Raw genomic sequence first — 12247 nt, forward strand, 5'->3', positions numbered from 1 at the left:
CGGTGGGACGACTTGAGGGGAGTCAGAGACAGATGCACGCCCGAGACGTCTCCACGCCCGAGCCCGGGCATCGCTCGCCGTACCGGCCCGTGCACGATGCGGCACCCGGGGCATCGGTCGGGCCGACGCCGTCGCGCCCCGCGTCCACGCCCCCGTCCGCCCTCATCACCGACAGCTACCAGGAGGGACCCCGGAAGGTTGTCGTGATCCGGGGGGAAGTGGACTACGAGACCGCCCCCGCCGTGTCCGCCGCCCTGCGCACGGCCCTCCGCGCTTCCGGCGAGGGCGTCGACCTGGACCTGAGAGCGGTGAGGTTCTGGGACTGCTCGGGCCTCAACGCACTGCTGAGGCTTCGCCGGGAGGCGCTCGCGCACGGCAAGACGGTCACCGTCCGCTCCCCGAGTCGCGCGGTCAGGCGAGTCCTCGGCCTGACCGGCACAGCATCGCTGTTCCGGCCGCCGCACCTTCGCCGTTGGGCCGTCGAGGGGCGCTCGATCACCCCTCCATCTCGTCCTTGATGGCCTCGGCGATTCGGGTCAGCGCCTTGGTGAGGGTGTCCACGGCGGTGGCCTTGTCGATGCCCAGGCCGGTCAACAGGCCCGCGCCGTCCTCGTGTTCGAGGAGGGCGAGGAGGATGTGCTCGGTGCCGATGTAGTTGTGGCCCAGCCGCAGGGCCTCGCGGAAGGTGAGCTCCAGGACCTTACGGGCACCCGCGTCGTACGGGATGAGCTCGGGCACCTCCTCGGCGGCCGGGGGAAGGGCCTCGGTGGCCGCTTGGCGAACGGTGTCGAGCAAGACGCCCTGGGAGAGGATCGCCTTCGCGGCGAGGCTGTCCGGGTCGTGAAGGAGGCCCAGGACCAGGTGCTCGGGGCGCACCTCGCCGTTGGAGGCCGCGCGGGCCTCGTTCGCCGCCGCCATCACCGTGTTCCGCGCCCGTGGGGTGTAGCGGCTGAAACCCTGGCTGGGGTCGAGGTCCGAGGGTTCGCCGGGCGCCTTGGGGACGAAGCGCTTCTGGGCCGCCTGCCGCGTCACCCCCATGCTCTTGCCGATGTCGGTCCAGGAGGCGCCGGAGCGGCGGGCCTGGTCCACGAAGTGGCCGATGAGGTGGTCGGCCACCTCGTCGAGGTGCTCGGCGGCGATCACCGCGTCGGTGAGCTGCTCGAGAGCGTCGGTATGGACCTTCTTGATGGCCTCGATCAGATCGTCGAGGCGTACGGGATGACTGAGTCCGACTGGTTTCGTCATGTGTCAACCATAGGTTGACACCTTGAGGAGCGTCAACGTTGGGTTGACAGTGAATTCCGTGAAAGCGGCAGTCGCCAGAGCCCGGCCCCGCGGGCCACCTAGCCGCGGTGCTCGTGGCGCGACCGATGCGGGGGCCAGAACGACGTCCACGTGAACTTGTCGCCGCCCACCCACCGGACCACATCCGGATCATCCAGATCGACGTCGTCCAGGCCGACCTCCCGGGCGATCTCGATGACGTCCAGGACCGAGTGCGCCTTGCCCGCCAGCTCACCGGCGATCTCGACCAGCCGGTACGGGGGGTCGTTCTGCTGCACGCCGAGCACCACGATCGGAGGCCGATGAATGCGCGGCGCCTGGGATTCGGTCATATGTCCCAGGCTGCTCCCCACGCCCTCCCACCGCACCTCGGAAGCGCCGGACACACGGCTGGACGGGCGATCCGACGCCAACGGAACGCGGCGGGGCCCGGGTCCGGGAGCCCCGCCGCTCAGGCACGGAAAGCCACTATTCGAAGAGGTCCGCGTACGACCCCATCGCCAGCGCGATGTCCGCCTGGGCCCAGAACCGGTGGTACGTGAAGCTGGGCACCGCACCGCCCTTCAGATACGCCTCGACCTTCGACCAGGCCGGGTCGTTCTTGTAGAAGGAGCGGATCGACTGGAAGGTGGAGCCGGCGTCGATCTTGTCACCGTTCGGCATGGTCCCCGTCCATCCGCTGGGGACGTAGACCGGGTCGTCGAAGCGGTTGTAGTCGGCGCGGGACTCGGGGACCGCGATCCCGAGGGCGTCCTGGTCGTTGTTCCACATGCCGTCCAGCAGCGCCTTCGCGGTGTCCCTGGCCTGGGTGTCGCCGGACTTGGCGGCGTAGTAGGACAGGGTCTTGGCGTACGCGGCCGCCACGCCCACATCATTGGTGTAGTCGGCGACGGTGACGTGCAGGCTCGCGTTGGCGCCGGGGCTGGAGGCGTTCCAGGTGTCGGGCTGGCCGGACCACTGGAGGGTGGACGGGATCTGGTAGGTGCCGTTGGCGTTGACGGTGGTCTTGGACAGCGCCCACTTGACCCACTTGTCCAGGACCGTCTTCGCGGAGGCGTCGCCGGTGCGGTTGTAGTACTCCGCGACCCGCTCCATGGACCATGCCTGGAAGCCGAACCACTGGTTGGACGGCGGGTCGTGGTAGACCGGCTTCTCGTCGTAGTACATGCCGTAGAACGTGGACTTGCCCGACGGCGGCGTGGCGTAGCGGCCCTGCCAGCTATTGGTGGCGCCGCCCGCGATGGCGCCCTCGCTGGACTGCAGCCAGCGGTAGAACTCGAGCTGGCGCTTGAGGCTGGTGGACCAGTCGCTCGTGCCCGTCGCGGACTTGGGCTTGAGGTCGGCGTACGAGCTGAGGGCCCAGGCCGCCATGGGGTTCTGGTAGCCGCCGTGGGCGTGGCTGGAGCCGATGCGCCAGGACCAGCCCGCGGAGGTGTCGGTGGCGCCGCCCCAGGCGTAGTACCAGGACAGCAGATAGTGGGAGCTGTTCTTGCCGCTGCCGGCCGCGCAGCCGGTCTCGCCGACGCAGTTGCCGATCTTCTTGAAGTACTTGTCGTACATCGCGTAGCGCAGATAGTCGCCCATCTTGGCGGCCTTGGCGATGTTCCCGGAGATCTGGCCGCCCTTGCCCTGCGCCTTGGCCCACTCCGAGGCCCAGTAGGCGGCCTGGACGACGCGGGCGTCGGCGTCGGGGGCGTTGGTGAACTTCCACTGCTTGGCGTACGCGGCGTCGCCGGTGAACAGGTCCAGATAGCCGTTCTTGCCGCCGTACTTGAAGCCGTCGCAGGTGGGCTGGGTCACGGTCTCCCAGACCGACTCCTGCGGGCCGCGCTGGAAGGTGTTGACGTAGCTCGGGCCGGTGTCGCTCGGGCCCGCCTCGCACTTGCCGGGCGCGTTGCCGTAGCCGTAGACGTTGTCGACGTCCTGGATCCAGTGCATGGCGTAGATGTCATCGGTGCCGTACGCGCTCTTCAGCTCGGCGGCGATGGGGTCGTTGCCGACCGGCACATTGCCGTTGAGCTGGGAGGGGTACTGGGAGGGCTGGTCCCATTCGGGCGCGTAGGTGGCCGGCTTGGAGGCGTTGTAGAAGCCGCCCGTGGGCTGGTCGGCGTGGGTGGGGATCATGTACTTCTCCATGATGTCCCACGCGTTGTTGAACTTGGACCAGTCGCCGGTGACCTTGCCGTACATCGCCTGCAGCCAGATCAGATAGCTGTACGCCTCGGAGGTCGTCTCATGGCCGTGGTCGGGGGCCTCGACGATCAGGGTCTCCACCGAGTGGTACGGAACGCCCTCGGGCGAGAAGTAGCCCGCCGAGGGTGCGGTGATCTTGTTGTAGAGGTCCAGGAAGCGGGCGTCGTAGACCTTCGCGGCGGCGAGCTGGGTGACGGTGACCTCGGCCTTGGTGTGGCCGGCGGCGGTCGCGGTGAAGGTGGCGGCGCCGGTGCCGCTGTTGGCGGCAGCCACGGTCACCTGCTGGGCGGTGTCCCAGTTGGCGGGAGTGAAGGTGAGGGTGGCGCCCGAGGAGATCGTCAGCCCGGTGTTGCCCGAGGTGCGGGCGACGGAGACGGTGACGTTCGCGGACGGCTTGGTGGACAGCTTGACGCCGAACGTCCCGCTCTTGCCCTGCTGCACCCCGAGTTGACCGGGGCTCGCCACCAGCGTGGGGCCGGCCGCCACATGGATGCCGACGGGGGTGGACTCGGCCGAGGCGCCCTGGCTGTCGTACGCCTTGGCATAGAGCGAGTAGTCGCCCACCGGGACGTCCTGGTGGTCGAAGGCGTATGGGGAGGTGGTGTCGGTGCCGAGGAGCTTGGTGTCGCTGTAGAACTCGACCTTGGTGATCGTCGCCCCGTCGGCCGCCGCGGCCGTGGCCGTCATCGGGACGGTGCCGCCGGAGGTGAAGACGGCGCCGGGGGACGGGCTGCTCAGCACCGCGATGGGCGGCTGATGGGCGCCCCGGCAGGCCACGCCGTTGACGGCGAAGGAGGTGGGGGCGGCGTTGGTGCCGCTGTAGGTGAACTGGGCGCCGGTGGTGACATTGCCCCCGGCCGCGATCTTCGCGTTGTGCCCCGCGTTGGTGACGGTGACGGTCTTGCCGGACTGCGACCAGCTACCGTTCCAGCCGTTGCTCAGCTTCTGGTTGCCGGCGTGAGTGTACGTCAGGGTCCAGCCGTCGATGGCGTCGGTGCCGGGGTTGGTGAGGGTGAGGTCGGCGGTGAAGCCGGAGCCCCAGTCGTTGGTCTTGTAGTCGACCCCGCACTGGACCGCCGCGGCGTGCGCGGGAGCGGCGCCGCCCGCCGCGGTCATGGCCACGGGGAGCGAGAGCGCGGCGGCCAGGGCGGTCACCAGCCGTCTCATGCGTCGTCGTGCCCCTGAGAGCCGTGCCCCTGAAAGTCGTGCGCCGGATAAGGGCGAGCCACGCTGTACGCGCATCGGGGGGACCTCCTCGCGGTTCGTGCGGGTGGTGGGGGAAATTGCGAACCAGTGGGAGCGCTCCCAAGGTTCGTGTCAGGCTGATGAGGTGTCAAGTCTTTGAACAACACCGAGTGCTCAGAGGTCTTCTACCGATAATTCCGTGAACGGGAACTGTTGACATGAGCCCGTCGAGCGCTACCTTCACTTCAACCAGTGGGAGCGGTTCCAGCAGTCTGCGCCGTATCGAACGGCGCTTGGACCTCAAGGAGTCGCTCCATGCGAGCACCCCCGCGCCTTTATGCCTTGGTGGCCGCCGCGGTCTTATCCGTGGTGGGCACCGCCCTGGCGCCCACCGCCGCGTCGGCGGCGAGCGGCCCGGCCATGACCACCGCGTCGGTCGCCCCCGCCGACGCGCCGGCCAAGCCGCTCCGTCCGAACGCCGCACCGCCGAAGCTGCGCGCCTCGGGCAACAAGCTGGTCGACGAGAACGGCGCCACCCGGCGGCTGCTCGGCGTCAACCGCTCCGGCGGTGAGTTCATGTGCGTCCAGGGATACGGCATCTTCGACGGCCCCGTGGACGACGCCTCCGTCAAGGCCATCGCGGACTGGAAGGTCAACGCGGTCCGGATCCCGCTCAACGAGGAGTGCTGGCTGGGCCTTTCCCATATCAACCCGGCCTACGGAGGGGCCAACTACATCACGGCGGTCAAGGCACTCGTCGCCCGGCTGGAGGCCCATGGCATCACGCCCATCGTCGAACTCCACTGGTCCCACGGCAGATACACCGGAGGGGACAGCCACTGCCCCGGCACCGAGTACGCCACCTGCCAGAAGCCGATGCCGAACGCGCAGTACACCCCGGCCTTCTGGACCTCGGTCGCCCAGACCTTCAAGAGCGACCAGGCCGTGGTCTTCGACCTGTTCAACGAGCCGTTCCCGGACCGCGCCACCTCCGACCTCACGGCGGCGTGGAAGTGCTGGCGCGACGGTGGGAGCTGCCCCGGAATCGACTTCCAGGTAGCCGGGATGCAGACCCTGCTGAACGCCGTAAGGACCACGGGTGCCAAGAACCTGGTCCTGATCCCGGGGGTCGCGTACTCCAACGATCTGCGCCAGTGGCTGACGTACAAGCCGAACGACCCGGCGGGCAACCTCGCCGCCGCCTGGCACACCTACAACTTCAACACCTGCTCGAGCGAGAGCTGTTTCAACGAACAGCTCGCCCCGGTCATCGCCCAGGTCCCCTTCGTGGCGGGCGAGATCGGCGAGAACACCTGCTCCCACGGCTATATCGACCGGGTCATGGCCTGGCTGGACGCCAAGGGCGCCTCGTATCTGGGCTGGACCTGGAACACCTGGGACTGTTCCTCGGGCCCGTCTCTGATCAGCGATTACAACGGCACGCCGACCAACTTCGGCGTGGGACTCCGTGATCACCTGAAGGGAATGCAATGAGCCGCAGAATCCGAATGGCGGGCACTCTGCTCGCCGCCTCCGCGCTGACCATGGGGGCGCTGACCGGCGTGGCGTCCGCCCAGGTGGACAGCGGCAGGGCGGCCGCCGCGAAGGTCGACAACCCGTACGCGGGCGCCAAGGTGTATGTGAACCCCGACTGGTCGGCGAAGGCCGCCGCCGAACCGGGCGGCAGCAAGATCTCCAACCAGCCGACCGGCGTCTGGCTGGACCGCATCGCCGCGATCAACGGCGCGAACGGCGCGATGGGGCTGCGCGCCCACCTCGACAAGGCGCTGCAGCAGTCGGCCGGCAGCCCGACCGTCGTCCAGTTAGTGGTCTACGACCTGCCCGGCCGTGACTGCGCCGCGCTGGCGTCCAACGGCGAGCTCGGCCCGACCGAGATCGACAAGTACAAGACGCAGTTCATCGACCCGATCGCGGCGATTCTCTCCGAGTCGAAGTACGCCAACTCCAATCTGCGGATCGTGACCACGATCGAGATCGACTCACTGCCCAACCTGGTCACCAACACCGGCGGCCGTCCCACCGCGACCCCGCAGTGCGACACGATGAAGGCCAACGGCAACTACGTGAAGGGCGTCGGCTACGCCCTCAACAAGCTGGGCGCCATCGGCAACGTCTACAACTACGTGGACGCCGGGCACCACGGCTGGATCGGCTGGGACGACAACTTCAACGCCACCGCCCAGGTGCTCAAGCAGGCGGCGACGGCCGAGGGCAGCACGGTCGACAAGGTGGCCGGCATCATCGTCAACACGGCCAACTACAGCGCGCTGAAGGAGAACAACTACACCATCAACGACTCGGTCAACGGGACGACCGTGCGCCAGTCGAAGTGGGTGGACTGGAACCGGTACGTCGACGAGCTCTCCTTCGCCCAGGCGTTCCGCCAGGAGCTGGTCAACGTCGGCTTCCCGAGCAACGTCGGCGCGCTGATCGACACCTCCCGCAACGGCTGGGGCGGCTCGGCCCGGCCCAGCGGCCCCGGCGCGAAGTCGGACGTGGACACGTACGTCAACGGCGGGCGCTACGACCGCCGGATCCACATCGGCAACTGGTGCAACCAGTCCGGTGCCGGACTCGGTGAGCGGCCCAAGGCGGCACCCGCGTCCGGGATCGACGCGTATGTGTGGATGAAGCCCCCGGGCGAGTCAGACGGCTCCAGCTCCTCGATCCCGAACGACGAGGGCAAGGGCTTCGACCGGATGTGCGACCCGACGTACACCGGCAACCCGCGCAACGGCAACAACATGTCGGGGGCGCTGGCGAACGCTCCGCTGTCGGGCCACTGGTTCTCGGCTCAGTTCCAGGAACTGCTGAAGAACGCCTACCCGGCGCTGTAAGCGCCTGACCCGTCCCCTGATCGTGGGGCCGGTGGACACTGTCCACCGGCCCCATGCCCTTTGCGGTCCCTCAGGAAGACTCCCGCCGCACCAGCTGGGTAGGAAGTACCATCTGCGGCCGCTTGGAGGTGCGGTCCGACAGCCCCTCGATCTCCTCCAGCAGCACCCGCACCATCGCCCGGCCCATCTCCTCCGTGGCCTGCCGGACGCTGGTGAGCGGAGGGTCCATATGGCGGGCGACGGCCGAGTCCTCGAAGCCGACCAGCGCCACGTCGTCCGGGACGCGGCGCCCGCTCTCGCGCAGCACCTGCCGGGCGCCCGCGGCCATCACGTCCGAGGCGGCGAAGAGGCCGTCCAGGTCCGGGCGCTGGTCGAGGAGTTGGCGCATGGCCCGGCGGCCGCCCTCCTCGGTGAAGTCCGCGGACGCCACCAGCTCCGGTTCCACTTCCCGGCCCGCCGCCCGGACCGCGGCGCCGTAGCCCTCCAGGCGGCACTGGGCGACATACATGTCCAGCGGTCCGGTGATGGTGGCGACCGTCGTGCGGCCGCGGCCGATGAGGTGTTCCACGGCGGACTGGGCGCCCCCGGTGTTGTCCGAGTCGACGTACGGGACCGATTCATGCGCCGAGCGGCGGCCGCTGAGCACCGCGGGCATCTCGATCTGCTCCAGCAGGTCCGGCAGCGGGTCGTCCGCGTGCACGGAGACCAGCAGCACCCCGTCGACCCGGCGCGCGGAGAGGTAGTCCGCGAGCCGCTGCCGTTCCTTGGGGGTGCGGATGAGGGTCAGCAGCAGTTGCAGGTCGGTGTCGGCGAGCTCGGCGCCGACACCGCGGATGATGTCGGAGAAGTACGGTTCGGCGAAGAGCCGGGTCTCGGGCTCGGGGATGACCAGGGCGACGGCGTCGGCACGGTTGGCGGCGAGCGCGCGGGCCACCCGGTTGGGCACATAGCCGAGTTCGGCGACGGCCTGCTCGACGGCTGTCCGGGTGCGGTCGCTGACCCGCGGCGAACCGTTGATCACGCGGGAGACGGTGCCGCGGCCGACTCCGGCGCGGGCCGCCACTTCCTCGAGGGTCGGCCGTCCCCGCCCCGCGCCATGCCGCCGCGTTCCTGCCATATCGCGCCTCCAGCCGTCCGTACCCAGCAGCTCCAACCCCCCAATGGGCGGCTGCGGGGTCATTCAACAGCAGTGTGGTTTCGGGAAGTTGTTTCGCGCACTCCCTTGACACCCCAGCAGGGAGCCGCGACCCTTCAACACATCACAGCTGGGAGCGCTCCCACAGTACCTGAGCCATACACAACCCGCACGATGTCCACCCGGCTCGATGCATCTCAAAAACCCATGTATCGCTACTTATTGGCCGGAAGCCGTTGGGCGGGGCGCTAGGAGGACGGAATGCGCAGGAGCACTGGTAGTCACCGCAGCAGAGCCGTGGTCCTCGCGGCCGTCGCCGCTTTAGGAGCCGGGCTGCTCAGCGGCTGCGCCGACGACGGCGACAGCGGGAGCGGCAAGTCCGGCGGTGGGGGCGATGGAGGCGGCAAGACCAAGATCATCATGGGGCTCTTCGGCACCATGGGCTTCCAAGAAGCCGGTCTTTACGACGAGTACATGAAGCTCCACCCGGACATCAAAATCGAGCAGACGGTCATCGAGCGCAATGAGAACTACTACCCGCAACTGCTGAACCACCTCAGCACGGGCAGCGGTCTGGCCGATGTCCAGGGCATCGAAGTCGCGAATATCGCCGAGGTCGTCCAGACCCAGGCGGACAAGTTCATTGATCTTTCGAAGACAGCCGGGGTCAAGAAAGAAAACTGGCTCGACTGGAAATGGCAGCAGGGCGTCGCGAAGGACGGTAAGGCGATCGGCCTGGGGACCGACATCGGCCCCATGGCGATCTGCTACCGCAAGGACCTCTTCCAGAAGGCCGGGCTGCCCACCGACCGCGACAAGGTCGCCCAGCTATGGGCCGGAGACTGGAACAAGTACGTCGACGCGGGCAAGACGTATATGAAGAAGGCCCCGAAGGGCACGGCCTTCGTCGACTCGGCCGGCGGTGTCTTCAACGCGGTGATCGCCGGCAGCGCCGAGCGCTACTACGACAAGAGCGGCAAGGTCATCTACAAGGACAGCCCGGCCGTGAAGGACGCGTGGGAGATCGCGGCCAAGACGGCCACCGGGAAGATGACCGCCAAGCTGCAGCAGTTCCAGAAGACCTGGGACCAGGGCTACGCCAACGGGCAGTTCGCCACCGTCTCCTGCCCGCCGTGGATGCTCGGCTACATCCAGACCAAGGCCGGGGACAAGGCGAAGGACCAGTGGGACGTCGCCGCCGCGCCCAAGCCCGGCAACTGGGGCGGCACCTTCCTCGGCGTGCCCCAGGCGGGCAAGCACAAGGAGGAGGCGGCCAAGCTGGTCGCCTGGCTGACCGCCCCCGAGCAGCAGGCCAAGCTCTTCAAGGAGCGCGGAAGCTGGCCGAGCGCCCAGGCGTCGTACTCCCTGCCCGATGTGAAGGACGCCAAGCACCCCTACTTCGCGGGCGCGCCGATCGGCTCCATCTTCACCGAGGCCGCCAAGGGCATTCCGGTGCAGGTCCTGGGACCCAAGGACCAGATCATCAACCAGAACATCGTGGACATCGGTCTGCTCCAGGTCGACCAGCAGGGCAAGTCCCCTGAGGAGGGCTGGAAGGCCGCGACCAAGACGATCGACAACGCGCTGGACCAGTGACCCGGATGTCAGCCACTTCCGGTACTGCCGCGCCCCCCGCAGGGCAGGGGGGCGCGGCCCCGCGCGGCGCCGGCACCACGGCGCCCTCCGATCCCCGCGAGCAGCGGCGGCGCGACTGGCGCGCCCGCCGCCACCGCTGGGACGTGCGCTGGAGTCCGTACGCCTTCGTCGCCCCCTTCTTCGTCTTCTTCGCCGCCTTCGGGCTCTTCCCGCTGCTCTACACGGGTTGGGCCTCGCTGCACCGGGTGGAGCTGACCGACCCGACCCATATGGAGTGGGTCGGGATGCGCAACTTCTCCCGGCTGTGGGAGGACGAGTTCTTCTGGAACGCGCTCCAGAACACGTTCACCATCGGGGTCATCTCGACGGTGCCGCAGCTCATGATGGCGCTCGGGCTCGCGCATCTGCTCAACTACAAGCTGCGCGGCTCGATGTTCTTCCGGGTCGCCGTCCTCACCCCGTACGCCACCTCGGTGGCCGCCGCGACGCTGGTGTTCGTGCTGCTCTTCGGGCGCGACTACGGGATGATCAACTGGGCACTCGGCTCGATCGGCATCGACACGATCGACTGGCAGAACGGCACCTGGACCTCCCAGTTCGCCGTCTCCACGATCGTGATCTGGCGCTGGACCGGCTACAACGCGCTGATCTACCTGGCCGCCATGCAAGCGGTGCCGGAGGATCTGTACGAATCGGCGGCGCTGGACGGGGCCTCGCGCTGGCAGCAGTTCCGCCATGTGACGATCCCCTCGCTGCGCCCCACCATCCTGTTCACCGTCGTGGTGTCCACGATCGGGGCCACCCAGCTCTTCGGCGAGCCGCTGCTGTTCAACGGCAGCGCGGGCGCGACCGGCGGGGCCGACCACCAGTTCCAGACGCTGGGGCTGTACCTGTACGAACAAGGCTGGGTGAACCTCCACCTCGGCCGGGCCTCGGCCACCGCCTGGGCCATGTTCCTGATCCTGCTGCTGATCGCCGCGGCCAACTGGCTGCTCCAGCGACGGCTGCGGAAGAGCCAGTGAGGGAGACGAGGGACCACCATGACCGCCACCGTGTCTTCCCCACCCGCCTCCGCACCGCCCGCACCGGCCCCGGCCGGGCGGAAGGGCCGTAGCCGCGCGGGCAAACAGCTACACGGCGGGAAGATCACCTATGCCGTGCTGATCCTCTTCACCGTGGGCTCGCTCTTCCCGCTGGTGTGGACCGCCATCGCCGCCTCCCGCACCAACACCCGGCTCGCCGAGACCCCGCCGCCCTTCTGGTTCGGCGGAAACCTGCTCCACAACCTCGATCTGGCGTGGAACGACGCCAACATGGGCTCGGCGCTGCTCAACACGACCATCGTGGCCGGGACCATCGCGGCCGGGACCGTGCTGTTCTCGACGATCGCGGGCTTCGCCTTCGCCAAGCTGCGCTTCCGCTTCAAGAACCTGCTGCTGATGCTCACCATCGGGACGATGATGGTGCCGCCCCAGCTCAGCGTCGTGCCGCTGTACATGATGGTGGCCAAGCTGGAGTGGACCGACCAGTTGCAGGCCGTCATCCTGCCCACGCTGGTCAGCGCCTTCGGGGTCTTCTTCATGCGGCAGTACCTCACCCAGGCGCTGCCGACCGAGCTGATCGAGGCCGCCCGGGTGGACGGGGCCGGCAGTCTGCGGATCATCTGGCACATCGTCTTCCCGGCGGCGCGCCCGGCCATGGCGGTACTGGGGATGCTCACCTTCGTCCAGGCGTGGAACGACTTCTTCTGGCCGATCATCGCGCTCACCCAGACCGGCAACCCGACCGTGCAGGTGGCCCTGACCGGCCTGGGCCGCGGATACACCGTGGACCAGTCGCTGATCATGGCCGGGGCGCTGCTCGGCACGCTGCCGCTGCTGATCGCCTTCGTCCTGTTCGGCAAGCAGATCGTGGGGGGAATCATGCAGGGGGCGGTCAAGGGCTGAGCGGGCCGCCCCCTCGGGCGGCCCGCCTCTCCCCACCTAGCCCGTCACCT

At 68.5% G+C, this 12247-nt stretch carries 10 protein-coding genes; 6 read left to right on the forward strand and 4 right to left on the reverse strand.

Annotated features, from left to right (window positions below; translation table 11 throughout):
• The first annotated feature begins 32 nt into the window (after nt 1-32).
• Complete coding sequence (locus tag J5X86_RS31530) at nt 33-518, forward strand: STAS domain-containing protein (RefSeq protein WP_208520100.1); 486 nt, start codon at nt 33-35, stop codon at nt 516-518.
• Here the strand turns inward: J5X86_RS31530 and J5X86_RS31535 are convergent.
• The 3 genes from J5X86_RS31535 to J5X86_RS31545 form a co-directional block, all read right to left on the reverse strand.
• Nucleotides 496-1245, reverse strand: coding sequence for a Clp protease N-terminal domain-containing protein (locus tag J5X86_RS31535; RefSeq protein ID WP_208520101.1), 750 nt, complete (start codon nt 1243-1245; stop codon nt 496-498). The genes J5X86_RS31530 and J5X86_RS31535 overlap by 23 nt on opposite strands.
• A gap of 98 nt (nt 1246-1343) precedes the next feature.
• Nucleotides 1344-1616 (reverse strand): hypothetical protein, encoded by a 273-nt coding sequence (locus J5X86_RS31540; protein ID WP_078641586.1) that lies wholly within the window; start codon nt 1614-1616, stop codon nt 1344-1346.
• A gap of 136 nt (nt 1617-1752) precedes the next feature.
• A complete protein-coding gene (locus J5X86_RS31545) occupies nt 1753-4644 on the reverse strand; it encodes a glycoside hydrolase family 48 protein (protein ID WP_208520102.1) in 2892 nt (963 codons plus the stop codon).
• Between the two features lie 333 nt (nt 4645-4977).
• Between J5X86_RS31545 and J5X86_RS31550 the strand changes: the two genes are divergently transcribed.
• Both J5X86_RS31550 and J5X86_RS31555 read left to right on the forward strand, forming a co-directional pair.
• Nucleotides 4978-6156: a glycoside hydrolase family 5 protein gene (locus tag J5X86_RS31550; protein ID WP_208520103.1), complete on the forward strand. Its 1179-nt coding sequence runs from the start codon at nt 4978-4980 to the stop codon at nt 6154-6156.
• Nucleotides 6153-7520 (forward strand): glycoside hydrolase family 6 protein, encoded by a 1368-nt coding sequence (locus J5X86_RS31555; protein ID WP_208520104.1) that lies wholly within the window; start codon nt 6153-6155, stop codon nt 7518-7520. The genes J5X86_RS31550 and J5X86_RS31555 overlap by 4 nt, the downstream gene beginning before the upstream one ends.
• 70 nt (nt 7521-7590) lie before the next feature.
• Here the strand turns inward: J5X86_RS31555 and J5X86_RS31560 are convergent, their stop codons facing one another.
• Nucleotides 7591-8637: a LacI family DNA-binding transcriptional regulator gene (locus J5X86_RS31560; protein ID WP_208520105.1), complete on the reverse strand. Its 1047-nt coding sequence runs from the start codon at nt 8635-8637 to the stop codon at nt 7591-7593.
• A 279-nt stretch (nt 8638-8916) separates the two neighbouring features.
• On the opposite strand from J5X86_RS31560, the gene J5X86_RS31565 reads away from it, so the two are divergent.
• Genes J5X86_RS31565 through J5X86_RS31575 form a run of 3 tightly spaced genes read left to right on the forward strand, consistent with a single transcriptional unit; the run spans nt 8917 to nt 12197 of the window.
• Complete coding sequence (locus J5X86_RS31565) at nt 8917-10251, forward strand: ABC transporter substrate-binding protein (RefSeq protein WP_208520106.1); 1335 nt, start codon at nt 8917-8919, stop codon at nt 10249-10251.
• A 5-nt stretch (nt 10252-10256) separates the two neighbouring features.
• Nucleotides 10257-11273: a carbohydrate ABC transporter permease gene (locus tag J5X86_RS31570; protein WP_208520107.1), complete on the forward strand. Its 1017-nt coding sequence runs from the start codon at nt 10257-10259 to the stop codon at nt 11271-11273.
• 18 nt (nt 11274-11291) lie between these two features.
• Nucleotides 11292-12197, forward strand: a complete 906-nt coding sequence (locus J5X86_RS31575; RefSeq protein ID WP_208520108.1) for a carbohydrate ABC transporter permease — start codon at nt 11292-11294, stop codon at nt 12195-12197.
• The last annotated feature ends 50 nt before the right edge of the window (nt 12198-12247 follow it).

The organism is Streptomyces sp. NEAU-YJ-81 (genome assembly GCF_017592595.1).
GTDB classification, from domain to species: domain Bacteria; phylum Actinomycetota; class Actinomycetes; order Streptomycetales; family Streptomycetaceae; genus Streptomyces; species Streptomyces hygroscopicus_B.

Coding starts and splice junctions, on each gene's coding strand:
- J5X86_RS31530 (WP_208520100.1), top strand. CDS start 33: ATGCACGCCCGAGACGTCTCCACGCCCGAGCCCGGGCATCGCTCGCCG.
- J5X86_RS31535 (WP_208520101.1), bottom strand. CDS start 1,245: ATGACGAAACCAGTCGGACTCAGTCATCCCGTACGCCTCGACGATCTG.
- J5X86_RS31540 (WP_078641586.1), bottom strand. CDS start 1,616: ATGACCGAATCCCAGGCGCCGCGCATTCATCGGCCTCCGATCGTGGTG.
- J5X86_RS31545 (WP_208520102.1), bottom strand. CDS start 4,644: ATGAGACGGCTGGTGACCGCCCTGGCCGCCGCGCTCTCGCTCCCCGTG.
- J5X86_RS31550 (WP_208520103.1), top strand. CDS start 4,978: ATGCGAGCACCCCCGCGCCTTTATGCCTTGGTGGCCGCCGCGGTCTTA.
- J5X86_RS31555 (WP_208520104.1), top strand. CDS start 6,153: ATGAGCCGCAGAATCCGAATGGCGGGCACTCTGCTCGCCGCCTCCGCG.
- J5X86_RS31560 (WP_208520105.1), bottom strand. CDS start 8,637: ATGGCAGGAACGCGGCGGCATGGCGCGGGGCGGGGACGGCCGACCCTC.
- J5X86_RS31565 (WP_208520106.1), top strand. CDS start 8,917: ATGCGCAGGAGCACTGGTAGTCACCGCAGCAGAGCCGTGGTCCTCGCG.
- J5X86_RS31570 (WP_208520107.1), top strand. CDS start 10,257: ATGTCAGCCACTTCCGGTACTGCCGCGCCCCCCGCAGGGCAGGGGGGC.
- J5X86_RS31575 (WP_208520108.1), top strand. CDS start 11,292: ATGACCGCCACCGTGTCTTCCCCACCCGCCTCCGCACCGCCCGCACCG.